Origin of the sequence: Seonamhaeicola algicola (assembly GCF_007997385.1) — a bacterium.
GTDB lineage: Bacteria > Bacteroidota > Bacteroidia > Flavobacteriales > Flavobacteriaceae > Seonamhaeicola > Seonamhaeicola algicola.
The window spans coordinates 144332-167050 of the sequence record NZ_VOSC01000005.1 but is presented as its reverse complement, the minus strand read 5'-3'; the positions used below and the strand labels follow the sequence as shown (position 1 = coordinate 167050).

Genomic DNA, 22719 nt, shown 5'->3' with positions numbered 1-22719 from the left:
TTTATAACTTTTTTTCTAAAGTTTTTGGTCTTTGATATTCAAAACGTGTGTTTAACTTTGGAATGGCATAACCATCTAAACCATTAATTGTAGCTGTTTTAGCTTTTGAAAGGTTTAAAAAACCATCTGTTTCAAGCATAGCTGTATCAACATAAAACTGTTGTATTTCACCAACAACTAAAATGGTATTATTGGCTTTAATATGATATTCTTCTACATACTTTAAACCTATTTGTACTGATGATTCTTTTACAAAAGGAGCTTTGAAACTATTTTTATACACAGGTGTTAAACCTGTAACCTCAAACTCTGAAACGCCTTTTGGATATTTTGCTGATGTATGATGAGCACGCTCAATAAAAGCTTCATTTATATGATTTATAGTATAAAAACCGGTGTCTTTTATATTCTCATACGTATTACGAGGCACTGTGTTTGGACGTAAAATAAACCCCAAAAGTGGCGGATTTGAACCTAAATGTATTACAGAACTAAATACAGCTACGTTTTCTTCAGCATTGTTTGAAACACTTCCAATTAGGTTAGCAGATTTGTAACCTGAAAGGCTATTCATTAAATTAATTCTGTAAATTTTATCAAAGCCATGTATATCTTCAGTATTAAAAAAAATCATATGTATGTTTTGAAATTATTTATTATTATGTTGGTAGCTTTTAAATCATGCATTAAATTATACAAGCCAAAAAACGTACGGTTTATATAAATGAAATGCTTTGAGCCACGGTTACCATTCATGTTACGCAACTCTGTGTTTTTTGAATATTTTGTACCTAATTCTGTTATTTTTCCAAAGAAAGTTTCATCTGAAAAATCAAAAGTTTCTGTATTGAAAGGCTCGGTAAATAAACTTAACATTTCATGAAACATATCTTTGAAAAATGCAAGTTCTTCTTTACTATCATCTGCTCTTAAAATTTCTAACTCATAAAGTTTTTGCTCAAAAAGATTTGGGTTTGATATATTTTCTTTTTTAGCTAATTCAAAATAAGGCACATAAAACTCCTCGGGTACTTCTTTCATACATCCAAAATCAATTACTATTAATTCATTGCTTTTAGATATCATAAAATTTCCGGGGTGCGGATCTGCATGTACTTTTTTAAGCACATGCATTTGGTACATGTAAAAATCCCATAAAGCTTGCCCTAGTTTGTTGGCAACTTCTTTGTTGGTGTTTTGTTTTGTGAATTCAGACAAGTGAATGCCATCCATCCAATCCATTGTAATTATTCTATCGGAAGATAAATTTTTGTAATAATTTGGAAATTGTAAATTTGGTATGTGTTTACAAGCATTAACAATGGCCTGACTTTGTTCTACTTCTAATACATAATTAGTTTCTTCAATTAATTTATTTTCAACCTCTTTAAAATATTTATCGCTGTCTTTACCACGTATGTTAAACATTTTAATTGCTATGGGTTTTACTAATGCTAAATCTGTTGAAATACTTTCGGCAACTCCTGGATATTGAATTTTAACTGCGTATTTTTTACCATCTTTTTTAGCTACGTGAACTTGTCCGATGCTTGCTCCGCTTACTGCATTTAGGTTAAAAGTATCAAACAACTCATCTGGGTTTTTACCAAAGTATTTTTTGAATGTTTTTTTTACTAAAGGTGCCGATAATGGTGGCACTGAAAACTGTGATAATGAAAATTGCTCAACATATGCTTGGGGTAAAATACCTTTTTCCATACTTAACATTTGGGCAACTTTTAAGGCACTTCCTTTTAGTTGCTTTAAACCGTCATAAATATCTTCAGCATTATCTTTGTTTAACTGCTCTTTAGCTTCATCTTCACCATTAACCAATTTACTTCCGTAGTATTTTAGGTAATTTACACCAACTTTAGCCCCTGTTTGCACAAGTTTTGAAGCACGCTGAATTTTTGATGTAGGTATTGTATCTATAGTTTTCATTATTGCATCATTTTTTCTTTAAACAAAAATTTCCCTAAATCAATTACACTTTTAACAGGTGCAATATTTATTACATCAAAACTTGCGTTAACTGATTTTTCAATGAATAAATCGGTTTTTTCAAAGCCAGCAGAACTATCATCTAACCAAAATTTAATGGTTACTACCAATTGCAACCAAGCGGTTTCACATAATGCTTTATTTTGAATTTTTTCTAAACGTTCTTGTTTAATGTCTAGTTTTTCAATGTTTAAACCATCAATAAATTTTGTAAAACCATGCTTTAAACCTTTTAAACTTTTTACAGCATCTAACTTGTTTTTTTGTTGTTTTAAAGCGTACACCACATAACTACGGTTGGCTGTAAGCATTTCAAAAAATGTATAGTAAAAACTTAATAATTGATTTCTGGCATCAAAACTTTCAAACTCTTCACTTTTATGAAGCAAATCAATTGTGTTTTCAAAAAATACAGTGAAAATTTCGTTTTTAATAGCTTCAAAAGATGTAAAACTTTGATAAAACAATGCTTCATCAAAATTGTTATCCTTACTGAATTTGTATACAGACTTTGGGTCTTCGTTATGTTCTAAAACAAAATCCATATACATTGATATTAAATCTGTTTTTGTGATATTTTTTTTCTTTGCCATGGTAGTATTATTATAGGTTAATAGGTAATCTACTTCAAAGATACGATATTTTGTTTAACTTATTTTTATTTTAATTAAACAAAAATTATTTAAGCATAAGAAAATGTTATGAAAGACTTGATAAACCACTAATTAATAACTTAAAAAAAGTTGTTATTGATTATAAAACGTTGTGAATAATGTTAGAAATAGCAGCTTTTTAAACTAATTTGAAATTGTACATGCAAAAAAAATCTCCACGCTTTAAGGTGGAGATTTTTTATAATCTTATAAATTATTTATGAATACTGAATTTAGTTTTTTTAATTATTCTTTTATTAACCTAATGCCTGTGTAATCACTTTTTAATAAATTTTCATCATTATAAACATCATAATAATCATAAGCACTGTAGCCGTAAATACCATCATTATAAAACTCTGCTACATTACCACCTAAATCATAAATTTCAGCATTACCTATTTTAACAGCTTTAAAGCTTCCTACAGGTTTTAAAAGCGATGTTTTTACATCGTTCAATTTTAATTGTAATTTTTCAAAATCGCTTGGTGTTAACTGATAACCTGCCCAATAGTTTACTATGTTTTCTTTTGATGCAACTTTTCTAGCAGATTTATGCAATGCTTTTGCTTCTTTTTTGTTAGGTAACCTGTAAACATTTCCGGTTAACTTATTTAACCAATTAATGTAATTTTTAGCGGTTTCTAAATCTACAACCGCTGGATAATTTTCGTGACCAACTGCATAAGTATAATTTTGTTTAAACGCTTTTAACTGTGCGTTTGTTACTTCAAAACGACCAATGGAAGTTGAATCTTTTTGTATGCTAACCGTTTCAGGAATTAACTTGTTATTATTTAATTCGCCATACAAACCATTTACGGATTTTACAGATTGAAGTTTTAAAATATTACCTAAAGGACTTTCTTTTTTAAATGCTTCATTTCTGGTTGTAGGTTTGTTAAGTAAATAGGTTTCTATCCAAGTAATTTCTTCTTTCATTTTACGTAACTGATGCGTAATTTTTCCCAATCCGTGAGGCTGATCAGGAAACCAAAGAAAACGCACAGGCGCTTTACCAACTTGTTGTAAGCCTCTGTAATACTCCCAACCTTGATCTCTAGGCACTGCTCTATCTGCACTTCCGTGAAATATTATGGTAGGTGTTTTAATTTTTTCAATTTCAAATAATGGTGATTTAAGTATGTAGTTTTCATTGTAGGTTTTACCATTAACATCATCCCAGGGTGCACCACCAAAGTAATGCTGATCAAAACTTACACCAAACCTACACGTACCATAATCTGATGTCCAGTTAACATCACCTGCTCCAGGAGCGGCTACCTTAAACATATCAGGATATTTTACTGTTAACATAGTACTAATTATTGCGCCGTTAGACCAGCCCATTGTACCCATTTTAGTTTTATCTATTTTACCTTCATTGTGTAATACCTCAATACCTTTTATAATATCTTCTAACTCGGGCACATAATAGTTTTCTTTTATGCTTTCTACATACGATAATCCATGGTTAGAAGAGCCATGATAATTAGGTTTTAAAATAAACATACCTTTTTGAGCTAACAAATTTGGGTAAGTACTCCAACGTTCAGACCACATATCTAAATCTTGACTTGCTGGCCCGCCGTGAATAGAAAGCATTAACGGGTATTTTTTACCTTCAACATAATTTTTAGGGTAGTATAAAATGCCTGTAACTTCCTCATTGTCATAGCCTTTCCAAACCATAACTTCGCTTTTAGTAATGTGTTTTTTTAGTAAATTTTCATTCAACTTAACTAATTCTGCTTCATTTAAAAATTTATGTTCTTTTAAGTCTGAAATAAGAAAACTTGGTAACTTTGAGGCTGTTGAATATGTGTAAGCTATTTTACTACCATCATTAGAAATAGCACTTATTGCTACATGATCATTTTTTTCTTTTAAATCAATTTTTTTCTTTGTCCAAGAATCACCATTCTTTTTATAGTATGCTAAACGTCTTGTTGCTTTGTTTGCCAAAGAAATTATAACATCATTTCCAACAACATAATAACCTCCTGCATGCCCTAAGTTCCAATTTAAATTTACTTTAGTATGCGTCATGGTTTCTAAATTAAAATAATATAGCTCATTAATTCCGGCCCCGTTGTATTTTGGGTTAGAACCATATGCCGAAGAAAAATAAAAGCCTTTTGAATTATTTGTAAATTGAAACCCGTAGGTTGGGTATTCAAAATTTGAAAGTATTTTTTCAACCTTGCCTGTTTCAAGGTTTTTTAAATACTGATAAGGATCTTTTTGCGCATCAGAAGCATAGGCAATATTACGCTGCATACCGTAAATTAACCATTTTCCGTCTTTAGATATTTTATAACTTGTTAATGGATTGGTATTGTTAGTAAGTTTTTTTATTGTTTTATGTTTAATATTATAGGCATACACGTGGTTGGGTTTCCAGTGTAAAGTATCTTCAACAATTACTACGTTATCTTTATTTTTTTCATTAGTAATTTCATATAATGTTTTACCGTCATTAGATTGAAACAATAGTGTTTCTTCATCTTTCCATTGTAAATTAGAAATTCCGTTTTTAAATTCTTTTACTTCTTGTGCTTCTCCTCCATAAATACTTAATTTCCATAACTTTTTGCCTTTATCTCTAGATGATAAAAAATAAATATACTCACCATCTTTTGAAAAAATTGGACTGTAATCATTGTCTTTACCATTGGTTAGTTGAATGGTTTTAAAATTAGCTTCATCTTTTAAATCTAATCTTGTTAAATAAATATCAGATATAAAACGGTCTTTATCCTTAACCCCTTTTTGTTTGGTCCATACAACCATAGTATTATTGGGTGCTATGGAAACAGATCTCATATATTCAGTGTTTATAATATCTTCGGGCGTCCAAGGTGATGCTTCTTTAGTGTTTTGGCTATAACTAAATTTAACAGAAGTAATTAAAATAATAACTAGATAAAAGTATTTAATACGCATTTTTTAAAAAGTGTAATTATGTTGACAGATATAATTGATTTTTGTAATTGATAAAATTACAAATTAGTTAGCTAATTATAGAGACTGTTAGTGGTTTTGTGGATATAATAATTTTACTATGAAATTTATTTTAATTATTGATAAATATGGTTTTTGTAGCTTTAATAACTAACGTATTATAATTTTATGAAATAGTTGAATAGTGAAAACTTGGGTGAAACAAAAAATCCCCACTTAAAAAAGTGAGGATTTTTAGCTTATTTTTTTCTTAAAAAATCTTGACTATAAATAAACCTCTAAAATTTTGGCATTTTTTCCTTTTAAAGTAACTTGAGATATACTTGCAGGTAGTAAAACTGTTTCACCTTTATTAATGTTAAATTCATCTTCATTATAATTTAAACTAAAATTACCTTCAACACAAATAAAAATCACAAATGAATCTAAAATATTATAATCTAACTTTAACTCATTGGTTAATTCAATTATATTAGTTTTAAAGTAAGGTGAATGAACTAATTTTGCGGGTTTATTTTTAATGGTATCATAATTTGTTTTATAATTATTGTATGTATTAAAATCAATAGCGTTTACTGCTAATTCGGTGTGTAACTCTCTTTGTTTTCCTGTTTTTTTATCTACACGTTCATAATCATAAATTCTATATGTAATATCTGATGTTTGTTGTATTTCTGCTAAAACTGTACCAGCACCTATGGCATGAACTCTTCCTGTAGGTATATAAAACACATCTCCCGTTTCAATTTTTTCTGTATTAAGAACATCTAAAATGTTTCCCTGTTGTAATGCTAAAATGTATTCATTTGTATCTATTTTTTCTTTAAAACCAACAATTAATTCAGCGTCTTCATCACAATCCATTATATACCACATTTCATTCTTACCGAATGAATTATGACGTTTTTTGGCAATTTCATTACTAGGATGCACCTGAATAGAAAGCGGGGTTTTAGCATCAATAAATTTTATTAAAACAGGAAAATTATCTTTAAAAGTTTCATAAACTTTATTTCCAACAAAACTGCCTTTATAAGTTTGCAGAAGTGTTTTTAATGTTTGCCCCTTTAATGGCCCGTTTGCCACTATTGAAACGTCTCCCTCAACACCTGAAATCTCCCAACTTTCACCTATATTGGTTTTATCTGAATTCTTTTTAAAAGTTGATGTTAATTTAGTTCCTCCCCAAATTCTTTCTTTTAAAATGGGTTCAAATTTAATTGGATATAATTGCTTCATTTGAGTTTTTGTAGGTATTAATTAATGATATTATTTTTAAACTACTTTTAAATTTTTCAGCATCAATTTTTTTATCAGAATTGAAATTGATGTGATAAGCTTTATTTGGAATGATATCAAAATAATTATTTGAAAATCGCCCCGATACATCTGTAGTTAAACGCACACTTTTAGCTAGGGTATTAGTTTTAACTTCAATTGTAATATTATTGTTTTCAACTTTTAAAATTGTAAAATCAATCTTAGCTTTTGCTAATTCTAAGTCTTTAGGTGTAGTAAAATAATGAATACTCTCATCAAAAGCTTTATTATAACTTCCTATTAATTCAGCAACTACAACCGTTTTATTTTTTTCTTCTTCAGAAATTAACGCGCTAATGTTTTTACTAAAATAAATAGCACTTGTATTTGCCTTAATGGTTATAGCCTCAGTAAATGTTTTAATAACTTTCCCTTCAAAATCTAAAATACTTAATTTAAGATGTGCTTTTTCATCTTTTAATTTATCTGAAACAATATGAACTTCTAATTTTTTTTCATTCTCATAAAACATTACTTTAATGGGCTTGTATAAATCTTTTACCTTGTAATGAGCTGCTTTCCAGTTGCCGTAATAGTCTATTGTAGACCATGAGGCCACTGGCCAACAATCGTTTATTTGCCAATACAAAGACCCCATGCAATAAGGCATATTTCTTCTATGTGCTTCTATAGCTATTTGCATGCCTTTTGCTTGTAATAACTGACTTACATATAAAAATGACTCAAAATCCTTTGGTTTTTTATACCAAGGTTCCATGTAATGCTCAATGTTTTTATTACCTATAGGGTGTCTTTGATGCGACTTCATTACTTCAGAATAAATATTCCAATCTTCTTTTGTTGTAAACTTTGCTACTGAACTAAACTCAGGAAATGATTGAAATCCATATTCAGACATAAAACGCGGAATGTATTCATTGAAAGCAGAAAACGGTTCTTGCTGCCCCCAAACACCCCAATAATGATAATCTCCTGATGTTAATGTGGCATCTTCTCCTCTTGCAGATGTTGGTGATGACGCCCAGTAAAAAGTATCATTATCAAATGCTTCAACTACATCTGGTAGAATTTTATGGAAAACATTTTTATAACCTTTCCATATTTTATCTACAACCTCCTGACCTTGACTGTTAAGAACCTCTGGAATCCATCCCCAATTTTTCCAAGCCGTTAAATTTTCATTATTACCACACCAAAGCGCAATGCATGTATGATTTCTTAATCTTTTTACATTGTAAATAGCTTCTTCTTTTACAGTATTTAAAAAAGCTTTATCACCAGGATACATGGCGCATGCAAACATAAAATCTTGCCAAACTAGAATACCGTATTTATCACATAAATCGTAAAAAATATCTTTTTCATAAATGCCTCCGCCCCAAACACGAATCATGTTGTAATTGGCGTCTACCATATCTTTTATAATTTGCTCATAATCTTCAACAGTTACTCTTGTTAAAAACACATCTTGAGGAATATAATTAGCACCTTTCATGAAAACTGGCTGTTCATTTAATTCAAAATAAAAGCTTTCTCCATATTCATCTTTATTTTGAACAACTTTTAAAGTTTTTAAGCCTATTTTTTTTTCTTCGGAAGAAATTAGTTTTCGCCCCTTCTTTAATTCAACAGCCACATTATATAATTTTTGTGTTCCTAACCCATTTGTCCACCACAATTTGGGGTTTTTAATAGTAAAAGGGATTTTAATTCTGTTTAATCCTTTACTTAAATTTATTGCCTTTTTAACAACAGTATTATTATCTACTTTAATATTAATTATGGTAGCTTGTGCAGTAATAGCCTCAATCTCTAATTCTGCATTTAATATTGCTTTATCTGGCGCTATTTCTTCTTGTTTTATATAGGTATCTCTTATTATTGCTTTATTCCAAGCATGTAAGTTAACATCTTTCCATATGCCGCTTGTTACTAGTCTGGGTCCCCAATCCCACCCAAAATGATATCCTGGTTTTCTACTAAATACCGCTACCTGTTTTTTTCCTAAGCCACCGTTTTCAGATTGGTCATTTACAGCATTAGGAAGTCTGTAGCCTAAAACATCTCGTTTTTCAAGTCCTTTTTTTATTGGAGAATTAAAAACTATTTTTAAGTTATTACTACCTAGTTTTAAGTATGGTTTTGCATTTATGGTATGCCCTACAAACATATTATCTGTTCTAGAGACTAAGGAATCATTTAAAAAAATACTTGCGTAAGTGTCTAAACCTTTAAACTCTATTTCAACCTTTTCTTTTTTTAACGTAGCCTTATCTATTTCAAAAAATGTTTTGTATTCCCAGTCGTTCTTATCAATCCATTGAAGTTGTTTCTCATTTGTTCTGTAAAATGGATTTGTAATAATATTATTTGAAAGCAAATCTGTATGCACAGTTCCTGGTACTTTTGCTTTTAGCCAACTAGTATCTTTTTCTGCTTTAAACAACCAATTTTCATGTATCTTAGTTTGTGATTTTTGGTACGTTTTACATGAAGCGAAAAAAAGTAAAATTGTAGTTATTGATAATAACTTGAAATATAATGTCTTCATATTTTAAATAATAAAAAAGCACTGCTATAAAAAGTTTTGCACAGTTCTTTAAACAAAACTAAAACTAACTTCCTATAAACTTTTCACAAATACATTTCCGTATTTATTGTTGTATATGTTGGCAGTAAGAAACAAATAGTAGTACCTCACACAATAGTAATATTAAAAGCTCTAATCAAAAAGTTTCTATACTTTAATAAATAGTTTTAAAAACCTTTAATGTTTAGCATCTTTAGGGCGTAGCGTTTTCCTAACTCTCTTACACCTTTTGAATTAAAATGTAAATTATCTTCTCTTACCTCGCACCCTTTAGATGAAATGATATAAGATGATGGAATAACCTCAGGAAGTGTATTTATAATAGGGTTCATACTAGCACATATTCCTTTTTGATCTTCATGAACTACCTCTCCTGCAAGTAAAGGCACTTCTTCTGCCGATAAAGACAAGTCGTTTAGTATATTCTCATAAACCTTTTTTACATATTCTGGCCAGTTTTCATCATCTTGGTTTGTTTCCCCTTGATGTAATAAGATACCTTTTATAACACCTTTTGTTTGAGCTAATTTTGCAAGTTCAATAAAATGTTGATAAGGATTCCCTCCGTAGTCTCTAATCTTTTTCTGGAACCAATCCTCAGGATATGTTTGCGTATAATTTTGGTAAACATCTTTATCGAACAACCTAATATCACTACCGCCAACAGCTACATTAATTACTCCTATTTTTATACTATCTGGCAAATGCTTTACCATAGTTTTTCCAAAATAGTCTGCGGGAGATAACCCCGAATAGCATTGACTTAACGGTGGTAAAGCAGGATACCAAATATTCTTTTTTCTTAATAAATTATCACAATCTAGAGATTGAAGTGCTAAAAACCTGCTATTAGTTATTCTGTCTTGGGCTTCAATTTGAGCAGATCCTTCCATATTAGATTGCCCAAAGCATAGATAAATATGAAAATTAGGGTCTTGACAAAAAACATTACATACTGTAAATAATACAAAACCAATGAGTATTTTTTTTAGTTTATTTTTCATTGTGAATTCTATTGATAAATATATAAGACCAACAAACAGAAGATAATAAGTATAACGGACCATATTCTAAAATTTTTGTAGAATGGCACGCCTGCTAAAGCTTTAGATTCTTCTTGATATATCTTTTTAGTCCAGATTAATTCTTCAATTTCAGTTTTGTTATCAGGCTTAGAAAACAAACTAACAACAATAATTATAGCCGCACTAAACACAAAGTAAAATGGTACTTTTAATAAAAAATGAATATCTCCTAAAAGTTCGTAATTAAAGGCTACTTTAGCAACAACAGTAACTACAGCAGCAAATGCTCCGCCTATTAGTCCCCAGAATGCACCATGCTTATTTATACGTTTCCAAAAAACGCCTAAAAAGAAAACTGCCACTACAGGAGGCGCTATATACGTAAGCATTTCTTGATAGTATTTTAGTAATGAATCGAATTTTGAAACAAAAGGCACCCATAATACAGCTAAAACCAATACTATAACCGAAACAATTTTACCAACATAAACTTGCTCTTTTTGAGATGTATCCTTTTTAATTTTGGTATAAAAATCCATAGTAAACAATGTAGCAACAGAATTTAAAAGTGCACTAAGCGTAGAGGTTAAAGCTGCAACCATAGCTGCTAACATTAAGCCCAACAAACCTGTTGGCATGAGTTCTATTACTAACTTTGGATATACCATATCATTTTTTGGTAGTCCTGGAAATAAATGCTTCCCTATTACAGCAGGAAAAATAATTATAAAAATAAGAGACACCGTTAAAAACCCTACTAACAAGATACCTTTTCTACCATGGTCTATAGATTTTGCAGTAAGAACACGTTGTACTAAAACTTGGTTATTTCCCCAGAAGTAAAACCCTAAAATTGGAATTCCAACAATCATTCCTAGCCACGGTACTGAGGCATCATCTAAAGGTCTAATTAATTTCATCATATAGTCACCATCAAGAAGCAAACTCTTAAGGTAATCTAAACCGCCATTACTCATGGCTAAAAATGTTAAGATAAATGTACCTCCTAATAATAAAATACCCTGTATTAAATCTACTTTTATTGCAGCAGAAAGCCCTCCTGGAATGGTATAAGCTGCCACAATTAATGCGAAAATTATAGATAAAGACATTATTGACATTGATGGAAATACCAGCTTCATTAACAGTGATGCGGCATATAAAGCACCTGCGGCATCAAGAAATGTTGATCCCATTAAGGTGATAAAGGAAAAATAATACCTAGAACGCTTATCAAAACGCTTTTCTAAGAATTCTGGAATGGTAAAAATACCCGATTTAATGTAAAACGGTAAAAAGAACATGGCAAAAAACACCATAACCAATACTGATATTAAATCGTAGTTGAACACAGCTATTCCTGTTGAATACGCATCACCACTTTTACCAATTAAAGTTGTACTAGAAATACTTGCGGCAAATAATGAAAAACCAATAATTGGCCAAGTCATGTTTCTTCCTGCTAAAAAATAATCACTAGTTGAATTGCTTCCCTTTTTAGAGGCTTTAATTCCAAACCAAACTATGAATATAAAGTATACAACAAGTACCGTTACATCTACAATTCCTAAATTATATTCCATAAATTTCTTTTTATCATTTGAGTTCTATTGAACTAATAAACACTACACTATTTTCTTTTAAGCTTAAGGTAAAACCTTGTGGTTTAAAATCTAAACGCCTTGTTACCACAGGAAAACCTTTTGCATTTACAGGTCTGTTATCCTCTGAGTATTCGTATAGAAATAGTCCTTTCTTAGACCATCCTAAATCGGATTTAACTTCAATTAATTTTGAAGCATCAGATTGATTTACAAAAGCCATAGAAAACACATCTTCCTTGATTGAGGCAACAGCTCTAATACTATCATTCTTTATTGAAAACTCAGGTTTAAAAATATCGGAACCTGGTGGGAATGTATTACATAACAACGCCCAAGTATAAGACCATGGTCTTGGCGTTTTATCAGCTTCTAAATTACCAAACTCTTCAGCTAAAATATTCCACATGCCCCACTTTTTCAGTTGATTTTTTTCTCCTAAATCTCCAACGGTATGCATGGCATCATCTAAATCCCAAGCAATGGCACCACCAACCTCAGCAAGCATACTTTGTATTGCTGCATCGGCCATATCTACACCGTAGAAATAATCATATACAAACATAGAAGAGTCATCTGGTCCAGCATATGGATCTGCTTCACCCCGCTTTTTATTTTCTTCTTTTAAAGCGCCACTGTATTTCATACCCAACTCACCTAAAACCATTGGTTTTTTAGTTTTGTTGATTTCAGAAGTAAAAGGCTGTAGGTACGAAATGAAGTTGCCCGATCTTATTAAATCTTGATCTGCATAAATATGAAAATCATATAAGCCCGTAATAGTATCTAGATCGGTTACCGTGGAGTACACCCAATCATGAGCTTTTTTTGGATGTTTTGGATGATCCCACTGGGTTACAGCATCAGGCCCCGAAAGTGTTACGTACTTGTTTAACCCAGTAGTTTCAAGTTCTTTTGCCAATAATCTATAGCCAGTTTGCCATTGCTCCCAATCACCATCAGTTGATGCCCAATAACCATTAGGTTCATTTACCAAGTTATAATACTTTATACAGGTATATCCTTTTTCAATTATTAAATGATTTAAATATTTGGTAATCATTTTTATCCATCTAGGATCATCTGCTCTTTCAATTTCTGGAATAGATTCATCTAAATTCCATAAACCTGGAGCTCCCCATTCTCCAAATAAAACAGGGATGTTACGTTTCTGGCAATAATCTAACAGTTTATAAAGGCTTTTTACCTCTTGTGTATTAAAATCTAAAATTGGGCTTCCACTTTCATCTAACCCCTTATAATATCTCCATGTAGAGACATCCATTACCCTAATAATATGCGGATTAACAAAATCTAGTCGTTTATACAGTTCTTCCCATTTCTCATCGGTCATTAAGAAACCCCATTCTGCCTCGTTAGAGTCTGCATGCGGATACGCAGACCACTGTACACCATGACCAATAAAAGGAAAATCTAATCTTCCAGATTCACTAAACGTGATGCTTACATCTACCTGTTTCTGTTTTTTATTTACACAATAGGTTAGAGTAAGCCCCAATATTATTAAAGCGCCATACGCTAGGAAATGAATGCCTTTTTTTATCATTTTGATTTTTTCAATTTGTCAAGTAATTCATTAATATTACATGTAGCCAGACCAATATATTTATCGGCTGCTCCATAATATACATAAAGTGTGTCATCAATAATCATATTACCTGTAGGGAAAACACAGCCTTTATAATACCCTTCAATTTCATAATCATGTTCTGGCTCCATAATCCAGTCTTCTAATCTGCCAATAACTTTTGTTGGGTCTTCTAAATCTAAAAGAGCAGCTCCAGCGCGGTAATATCCTAATCCTCCATTTTCAACACCATGATAAATTATTAACCAACCATCTTTAGTTTTTAAAGGTGGTGTACTACCTCCAACCTTTTCTTCCCAAGTACCTTCTCTTCCTGCTATTAACAATGTACTTTCTTCTTCCCATACCATTAGGTCATCTGAAAAACGAATCCATATTGCTGGTTTATTTGTACCATATGCCTCACCTATCCACTCTTTTGGTCTATGTAGCATTGCAAATTTTCCGTTAATTTTTTCCGGAAATAAGATAACATCTCTATCATCTAAATTAGACGTGGTTATTCTTCCTAAACGTTTATAATTTTTAAAATCTTTTGTAATTGCTAACCCTGAATTTGCAATGTTTTTTTTATAAACTAACGGTGTGTCTTCACCAGATTCTGGTAATAAAATAACATCGTGGGCAAATTTCCAATACTGCCCTGGAGGAAAGGGCCTGTAGGCGTAGGTTATGTAATATTCGTCTCCGAATTTTACAATTCTTGGATCTTCCACTCCGCCCATATCAGGCCCATCAACACTAGGTGAAAATATAGGTTCATTAGACATTCTTTCAAAGTTCACTCCATCTGAACTTTCTGCTAAACCAAACCTTATGTAATGTTCTTCATCATCTCCGGCGGCTCTGTACAGCATTGTAAATTTACCGTTTTCATACCACACACCAGGGTTACATACTACTATGTTTTCCCAATGGTTATCTGGGTTTGGACTAAAAATTGGATTTTTTTCGTGTTTTTTTAAACGTATTACACCTACACTATTTTTTTCAATAGTATTCATTCTATTTATATTTTTAATTACTTGGTTAATTTTAGATTGAAGACTCATTAATCCATATTGGTAAATAACACAAAGGATTCTCCTTGTAACGTCATTTCTTCGCCTTCTTGAAAATTTAATACAACATTATTTTCTGATGGTACTGCAAATCCATTACCATCTACTTCTCCAACAAAAGAGCCATCTGCATTCGACTTATAAGTGTACTTGTTGGCGGTTAGACTATTTAATGCGTCAGATTTTAAAACAATGTTATACGTTGTATAATGCGAATTAACAATGGCTACGGTATATTTTCCGTTATAAACGCCTACAACGGCTCTTAAACCCTTTTTGTTTGGTAGCTTAACATTGTATATTTCGCTGCCAGCTGGAAAGTATCTTGTTAACAAAGACACCGGATAGAAGTACGGGCGTATATTTTCATCTGCTGCATTACTAGTAAGTTCTTCTCCTAAAATATTCCAGAATCCCCAACGCTTTAGTGCGGTTGTTTGCCAATCACCATTATCCGGACTGTTGTACATAGCATCATCCATATTCCAAACTAAAGCACCAGAAAAGCCTTCTCTCATTGTTTGAATTAAGGCATCTGCCATATCTATTCCATAAAAAGCCTCGTACACCATCATATTAGAATCTTCTCCTGCAAACGGATCATTAGCAATCGCTTCTTCGTTAAGTCTTTTTAATTCAGCATCAACCTCATCATATTTAAAGCCTATTTCACCTAAAACAATTTGTTTTCCTTCTGGAGTTACTTTTTTGTAAGCTCTTAACATATCACTGAACTCACCATTACGAATTAACTGCTGCTTTGGATACACATGAATATCATAAAGCCCTACATTATCGCCTAAATCATTGTGAGTATTGGCAATCCACTCAGTTTGACTAGCTGTATTAAAAACGGCAATATCTGGTCCTAAAAGCTTTACTCCTGATAAGTCATATTTTGCCATTTCAGCTAAGTAGGCTATTTGAACATCTTTGTAGATTGCATAACTGCCTTGGGTAGAAGCCCAACTTCCATTAGGTTCGTTTATAATATTTATGGTTTTTATTACGGTGTATCCTTTTTCATTTACTAAATGATTTAAGAATTTTACAGAATTTGCAATCCAATCCATGTCTATTGTACTAATATCTCCAACAGATTGGTGTCCCCACTCGCCATAAGTTATCTCTATATTTCTGCTTTGTGCATAATCTAACATTTTAAATAATGATTTGGTTTTGGTAACCTCATCATAGGTACCATTGTTGTCATAAGACCACCCGGAATTAGTCATTATTCTTAAAAAAGGAGGACGCATAAAGTCAATTCTTTCAAACAACTTATTCCAGTCTGCATCACTTAAAGTTTCTTGCCCTAACCACGTTTGCACTAAATCATAACCTCCCCATTGTGCACCATTGCCAACAAAATTGTTGGAAACAACTTCTGAGGTTATGTGTATTTCTCTATTTGCTTGTACAGCTTTATTTATTTCATCATTAAGATTACTATCATCACAGCTGATTAAAACCAGAAATAGCGAAAACAATATGGAAATCATATATTTTAATTTAATATTCTTCATTTTTAAAAACATATTTAATACCCCAAAGCTGCGTTGTGCTTTTGGGGTTTTATTTTTACTTACTTAAATTATACCACATTCTTTTAGACATGTGTGCTGTTTCTTCATAACTGTAATTTTGTACATCCCAATCAAATTGATCTGATAAAAATTCTACATCTGCGGATAATGCTATTGTAGAACCTGTTTTTACCTCTAAGGTTAAAACGAAGTCGGTTCCACCACCATCTGTGATGGTAACCGTTTCTCCATCTAAAATCCAAGTACCAGTTCCTGTTGGCACTTTTCTATATCTGCTATTAAAATCTGTTTCTGGCCAACTAGCGTCATCAGACACAAAATTTCCATACGCACCATCAGTACCTGCATTGTTTTCATAAGTTCCGTATGGTCTATCTTGAGCATCTTTTCCTATTACAACAAAAGTTATTGTGTTATCTAACTCTGTGGATGCGTTAGGCAAATAGTTTGTTAATAATTCATTTTTCTCCCAGCCCCAGCTTTCCCAGGTAAATAAATCGGCGTAAACACCAATATCATCAATAGACCATGTTCCTGCTAATGAAACATCGCTTACATCTATGTCTAGTTCTAGATTGATTGTCCATACTACGGCTTCCCCAGCTTCTGAGGTTACGGTTATTTCTGTACTGTAATCTCCTGAGAAGTCTAAGATTTGACCAACTGTTTTATTAGAAGATGCTGCGAATGAGACATCTAAACCAGTAATTTCAATTGCCGAAATATCAGTCCCATTATCTTCTATTACAACTGTAACAGTTTTGTTACCTGCATCTATTGTTGCATCTCCTACTTGATTAGCAACCGTTAATGATCTAATATCATTACCTGCTTGCGGCACATATTCTCTTGTTAATCTATACCACATAGATTTAGACATATGTGCTAACTCTTCATAAGCCCATGCTTGCTCATCCCAATTAAAAAGTTCTGATTGGTAAAGTACTTCTGCTTTAATTGATACTTCTTTAGTATCAACAAACACCTCTAAATCTAGTTCATATACTCTTCTATTTTCATCTGTAATAATTACTTTATTACGTTCAAAATCTCTTAACCAAGTACCTGACCCTGTTGGTATTTTTCTAAACCTTTCATTGAAATTCCATCCTTGGTTAGCATCAGTAAATGATCCGTAAAGTCCGTCATTTCCTGGTTTATGCTCATAAGTACCAAATGGATTACCGTTTTCATCTGCACCTTCAACAGTAAAACTTAATATATTGTCTAGCTCTGGCGATAGTTCTGGCAGATAATTGTTTATTTTCTCATATTTCTCCCAGCCCCAGCTTTCCCAAGACCACATATCTGCATACAATCCAATTTCACCAATGTACCAATCTCCTTCCAGATCTGAGACAAAAGGTAACAGAGATACTTCCCAGTTTAGTGTTTCACCTGCACCAGACATAATTGCTATAGTACTTGCACCAGACGAGAAATCTAGAGTAGTACCAGCTTTATTGATTGTAGTTGCTCCATGAGAAAGTTCAATGTTTTTAATTTCAACCTTGCTTATATCTGCTATGTTTTCTTCTTTTGCAAATATTTTAATTTTAGCATCATCAAAATCTCTTTCAATAACGGCTGTTCCTATTTGTCCTTCAACTAAAATTGAAATGATATTTCGCTCTTTTTGCCAGCCAGTTCCTTCAATTGTTTCTAGAGGATTATCGGTACATGCTACCATGAATAGTGACAGTACAATTAAACTTATTTGATATAACTTTTTCATTGTGCTTATTTTTAGTTGATGTTTGGATTTAAATCAATTTCACGTTGCGGAATTGGATAAAAAGACACTGCATTTGGTGATAAACCTGCGGCTTGAAATACTTGAGATTGCACCATATTTTTACGTCTTAAATCCCACAAACGGTCACCTTCAAAGGCTAATTCTCGTTGACGCTCTTCAACTACTAAATTTCTAAATTGATTTACATCTGTTATGCTTGATAATTCACTAACCCCTGCTCTACGGCGTATCATATTATAGTGTTCTAAACCTTCGTTATTAGCTGTTGCTTCTGCATATACAAGTTGTATATCAGAATATCTAATTAAATAAGGTCTAGTACTTGTTTTGTCTCCTTCAAACTCTGGATCTATAAACTTTCTTGTGAAAGGGTATTGTACCGTACCATCTCCAATAGTTCCTAAAGATGTTCCGTTTTCATCATAGACTTCAGAAACTAGAAGTTCATTTCTACGCTTATCATCCACTTCGTAAGATGTATATAAATCATCAGTAGTTTGGAATACGCCCCAACCATCGTGCGTTGCGGAAAAAGAATCATCGGTATTTCTAAGATAAACGGTAGCTCCTCCAATCCAGGGAATAAAATATTTTGAAAGTTTTGAATAATCGCCCTCTTTTGTTCCCGATCTATCCATTGATAAAATGAATATGTGCTCTGGTCCGTTAGGAGCATTTACATCATAAATATTCTGCAAGTTAGTATCGTGGTAATATTCAACTTGATTATTTAATACAGCTCCTGAGTATTCGGCTGCTTTAGCATATAAATTATCTACACTCTCTGAAATGGCATTATAATTTGGCACGCCACTTTCTTTAGCAGAAGCTGCAAATAAATACACCTTTGCTAATAGCGCTTGGGCTGCAACTTTGTCTGCTCTTCCAGCTACACGGTTTACTTCTAAATAATCTATTGCTGTTGTTAAATCTTCAATTAGAAAATTGTAAACTTCTTCCATATTGGCAGGTAACACAGCTGTTGTTTCATCTAACCTATCAATTAAAGATCTTTGTAGTGGTGCTAACCCAAATGCTTTAACAACATTAAAGTGATTATAAGCTCTTAAAAATAAGGCTTCACCTAAAAGGCGTTTTTCATCGGCTTCATTAAAGCCTCTTCCTTCTACATTTTCAATTACGGCATTGGCTCTATTTATTGCAATGTAAGCTGATCTGTAGAATTGCAACAACAAATCATTTTGTGAACTTACTTCCCAGTTTACAAATTGTTGTGCATCTGCTCCTTCATCTGGTTTTACAATACAATTATCTGAGGCAAGTTCTGTTAAATAAAAAGTAATTGGAGCATAACTTACCAGTGTTAGTGCATCATATGCATAAAGTATAGAAGCTTCAGCATCTTCTATACTTTTATAGAAGTTCTCATCGGAGTAAAAGCCTTCTGGCTCTACATCTAAACTCTCACAAGACGCTAAGCCTATTGCTAAAGTTAACCCTAATATTATATTTCTAAAATTCATTTTTTTCAATTCGTTTATTGTTATAAATGCTTGTTTAGTCATAACCAAAAATTAAAATGTAAATTCTACACCTAATGTCCAGTTTCTCAACCTTGGGTAACCACCCCAGTATATACCATTTTCGCCAATTTCTGGGTCATAACCTTCAAAATCAGTTATTGTAAATAAGTTCGTTCCGTTAACAAATATTCTACCCCTTTTAAATAGGTTTGGAAGATCTAAATTGTAACCAATTGTAAGGTTTTGAAGCCTTACAAAGCTTCCTTTTTCTATAAACCAATCTGACATTAGAAGGTTACGGCCATCTCGTAAACTTGGATAATTATTGGTTAAATTATCTTGTGTCCATCTTAATGGTATATTATTTGGTTCACTAAATCGTTTTGTATTGAAAATATCTTGTCCAAAAGTTCCGTTAAAGAATAGTGAAGCATCAAATTTCTTATATCTAAATTGTAGATTTAAACTTGCAGAAAAATCTGGATTAGGATCACCAATTATTGTTCTATCTCCTTCATCTATAACACCATCTTCATTTAGGTCTACATATTTAAATTCACCTGGATGCGCTAAATCTCCGGTTAAACCAGAAGCCAATCCATCTGCTTCTGATTGCACAATGCCATTTACCTTATATCCATAAAACACATTAATAGGTTGTCCTACAGCCAAAATATTTGGCACCGCTCTAAACGCTTCAACTGTGCTGCCTGAGAATTCGTACTGCATTCCTGTTAAAGCATCAGTGTTTAAACCAGATGATAATGCATTACCTAGGCTAACTACTTCATTTTCATTTTTAGAGAAAATAAAGGTTCCGTTTACACCCCAATCGTCATTATTAATAAGTTTTCCATCTAAAGTAATTTCAATACCTCTATTTTCAATTTCACCATCATTAACCCACATTCTGTCATATGATGACGAAGGTGAAATTAACCGCTCACGCAATAGGTCATCTGTATATTTGTTATAATAATCTAGTGTTACATTTAAACGACGTTTAAAAAACGAGAAGTCTGCTCCAATATTAAATTGCCTTGTTGTTTCCCATTTTAAATCTGGGTTTGGTATACCACCCCAAATAAATTTTCCTGTTTGACTGTCTTGACCCACTGCATAACCCGGACCAATTGTTGTTTGCCATCTACCATTAACATAATATTGATCTTGACCATATCTGCTATTTATTAAATATGGTGAAATACCTTGGTTACCTGAAATACCTAAACTTGCTCTTAATTTTAATTGATCAAATACATTTAAGTTTTCAATAAATTTCTCATTATGTAATTTCCAACCTAAAGCTCCAGAAGGGAAATATGCCCATTGGTTATTAGCACCAAATTTTGAAGACCCATCTGCTCGCATGGTAAATGTTACCAGGTACTTATCATCATAAGTATAATTAAAACGCCCAAGCCCCGAATACAATACGGTTTCAGTTAATGAATTTGAAACAGACTGTTGTTCTGGATTACCAGAAGCTAGGTTACCGCTTCCTAAAGATTCGTTTAAGAAGTCAAAAGCTCTCAAATTAGAAGTGTTTGCCTGATAATATTGATAAGAAACACCACCCATTGCGGTTACCTTATGTTTTTCATTAAACAACTTATCAAACGTTAAGAAAGACTCAGCCACGGTTTCATGACTATCCCAATTACTTATACCTCCAGAACCATTGTTAAATGTACCATCTAAAGTGTAAATTTTAGGGTTGTAAAACTCATTAATTGAACGGCCGTATTTATAATTTAACTGTGTTTTAAACTTTAATGAAGGTAATAATTGCACATCTACATATGCTGAACTTATTAAGTCTAAAAATCTAGTTTCATTACTTCTATTTTCTGTTAAGGCTATTGGGTGAGAAAAATCTTGAACGCCCACTAAGAAATAATCTTTTGTAGGATCATTGTCTTCATAAACTGGAAAAATTGGGTTTCTCCAGTATGCTAAATCTCCATTATTGTTTTGCTTTCCTTTAGAGTAAATTACATTTGCACCTACTGTTACCTTATCCTCAAACAATTTATGAGTTACATTTAAATTAAGGTTTAGCTTATTGTAATCGTCTTCAATGTAAACACCTTCATTAGTATAATATGTTGCGCTTAAACTAAACTGAGTTCTATCTGTTTGGCTTCTTACAGCTAAATTTGTATTATTTGAAACAGGATCTCTAAAAACAACATCATCCCATTTTGTGTAATATGGCCATGCGTTATTTTTTAATTCACTTAAAGAAGGATAGTACACACCGTTTGCATCTTCTGAACCAATGTACAATGGCACAAAACCACCATTAATTCTAGATTCATTACTTAATTCTGCCATTAATGCAGGATCTCTCCAAAGGTTTAAATCTGAAGTAAAACTTGAAAATGTATTTTGCTGAGAAACTGTTACTTCGGTTGTATTTCTTGAACCTTTTTTAGTGGTAATCATTATAACACCATTAGCGCCCCTAGAACCATAAATTGCCGAAGCCGAAGCATCTTTTAGTACTTCCATAGAGGCTATATCTTGTGGAGAAATCTGTTTTAAATCTCCAGCAGTTCCTATTGGAAAACCATCTACAACCACTAAGGGGTCATTACCACCTCTTAATGAACTACCTCCTCTAATTCTAATAACAGCTCCTGCTCCAGGATCATCGGAGGCAGAAGTAACTTGAACTCCTGCAACTTGCCCTTGCAGCAAACCATCAACAGAATTTGCTGGTCTAGCAGGAATATCATCCATATCTACTGAAGCAACAGATCCGGTTAGATCACTTTTTTTAACTGATCCGTATCCAACAACAACAACTTCATCTAATGATGCTATATCTTCTTTTAAAACAATATTAAAATTAGTATTGTTTTCAACAGCTATTAATTGAGGTAAATAACCAATATAGGTTAACTCTAATTTTGATGTTTTACCATTTACCGTTAAAGCAAACCTGCCATCAAAATCTGTAGTAGTACCATTAGTAGTACCTTGTTCTATAACATTTGCTCCTGGTAAAGGAACGCCTCCTTCATCAGTAACAATACCGCTAACTTTAATCTGAGCATTTAAGGTGGTTAATCCTAAAATAAACATGACGCTAGCAAGAAACTTAATTCTATTTCTTTTATTCATTTAGTTTAGTTTTAA

At 32.2% G+C, this 22719-nt stretch carries 14 protein-coding genes; all 14 read right to left on the bottom strand.

Annotation, left to right across the window (positions count from 1 at the left end; all coding sequences use genetic code 11):
- Position 1: 1 nt before the first annotated feature.
- The gene (locus FUA26_RS00730; protein WP_147130480.1) at positions 2-634 is read right to left on the bottom strand and encodes a flavin reductase family protein; all 633 of its coding nucleotides are present in this window, start codon (positions 632-634) and stop codon (positions 2-4) included.
- Positions 631-1944 carry an ABC1 kinase family protein gene (locus FUA26_RS00725; RefSeq protein ID WP_147130478.1) on the bottom strand — a complete coding sequence of 438 codons (1314 nt, stop codon included), beginning with the start codon at positions 1942-1944 and terminating at the stop codon, positions 631-633. Before FUA26_RS00725 ends, FUA26_RS00730 begins: the two co-directional genes overlap by 4 nt.
- Positions 1944-2597 (bottom strand): TetR family transcriptional regulator C-terminal domain-containing protein, encoded by a 654-nt coding sequence (locus FUA26_RS00720; protein WP_147130476.1) that lies wholly within the window; start codon positions 2595-2597, stop codon positions 1944-1946. Before FUA26_RS00720 ends, FUA26_RS00725 begins: the two co-directional genes overlap by 1 nt.
- A gap of 306 nt (positions 2598-2903) precedes the next feature.
- Positions 2904-5603 carry a S9 family peptidase gene (locus tag FUA26_RS00715; RefSeq protein WP_147130474.1) on the bottom strand — a complete coding sequence of 900 codons (2700 nt, stop codon included), beginning with the start codon at positions 5601-5603 and terminating at the stop codon, positions 2904-2906.
- A gap of 282 nt (positions 5604-5885) precedes the next feature.
- Entirely contained in the window at positions 5886-6860 is a 975-nt protein-coding gene (locus FUA26_RS00710; RefSeq protein WP_147130472.1) for a type I phosphomannose isomerase catalytic subunit, read from the bottom strand.
- A complete protein-coding gene (locus tag FUA26_RS00705) occupies positions 6838-9453 on the bottom strand; it encodes a glycoside hydrolase family 2 protein (RefSeq protein WP_147130471.1) in 2616 nt (871 codons plus the stop codon). The genes FUA26_RS00710 and FUA26_RS00705 overlap by 23 nt, the downstream gene beginning before the upstream one ends.
- Before the next feature lie 206 nt (positions 9454-9659).
- Complete coding sequence (locus tag FUA26_RS00700; protein ID WP_147130469.1) at positions 9660-10496, bottom strand: sialate O-acetylesterase; 837 nt, start codon at positions 10494-10496, stop codon at positions 9660-9662.
- A gap of 8 nt (positions 10497-10504) precedes the next feature.
- Positions 10505-12100 carry a sodium:solute symporter gene (locus tag FUA26_RS00695; protein ID WP_147130467.1) on the bottom strand — a complete coding sequence of 532 codons (1596 nt, stop codon included), beginning with the start codon at positions 12098-12100 and terminating at the stop codon, positions 10505-10507.
- A gap of 13 nt (positions 12101-12113) precedes the next feature.
- Positions 12114-13685, bottom strand: coding sequence for a hypothetical protein (locus FUA26_RS00690; protein WP_147130465.1), 1572 nt, complete (start codon positions 13683-13685; stop codon positions 12114-12116).
- A complete protein-coding gene (locus FUA26_RS00685; protein WP_246109042.1) occupies positions 13682-14779 on the bottom strand; it encodes a glycoside hydrolase family 130 protein in 1098 nt (365 codons plus the stop codon). Before FUA26_RS00685 ends, FUA26_RS00690 begins: the two co-directional genes overlap by 4 nt.
- Complete coding sequence (locus FUA26_RS00680; protein ID WP_147130464.1) at positions 14779-16314, bottom strand: hypothetical protein; 1536 nt, start codon at positions 16312-16314, stop codon at positions 14779-14781. Before FUA26_RS00680 ends, FUA26_RS00685 begins: the two co-directional genes overlap by 1 nt.
- 55 nt (positions 16315-16369) lie before the next feature.
- Positions 16370-18070 carry a hypothetical protein gene (locus FUA26_RS00675; RefSeq protein WP_147130462.1) on the bottom strand — a complete coding sequence of 567 codons (1701 nt, stop codon included), beginning with the start codon at positions 18068-18070 and terminating at the stop codon, positions 16370-16372.
- An 11-nt stretch (positions 18071-18081) separates the two neighbouring features.
- A complete protein-coding gene (locus tag FUA26_RS00670; protein WP_246109041.1) occupies positions 18082-19617 on the bottom strand; it encodes a RagB/SusD family nutrient uptake outer membrane protein in 1536 nt (511 codons plus the stop codon).
- 9 nt (positions 19618-19626) lie between these two features.
- Positions 19627-22704 carry a SusC/RagA family TonB-linked outer membrane protein gene (locus FUA26_RS00665; RefSeq protein WP_147130460.1) on the bottom strand — a complete coding sequence of 1026 codons (3078 nt, stop codon included), beginning with the start codon at positions 22702-22704 and terminating at the stop codon, positions 19627-19629.
- Between the last annotated feature and the right edge of the window lie 15 nt (positions 22705-22719).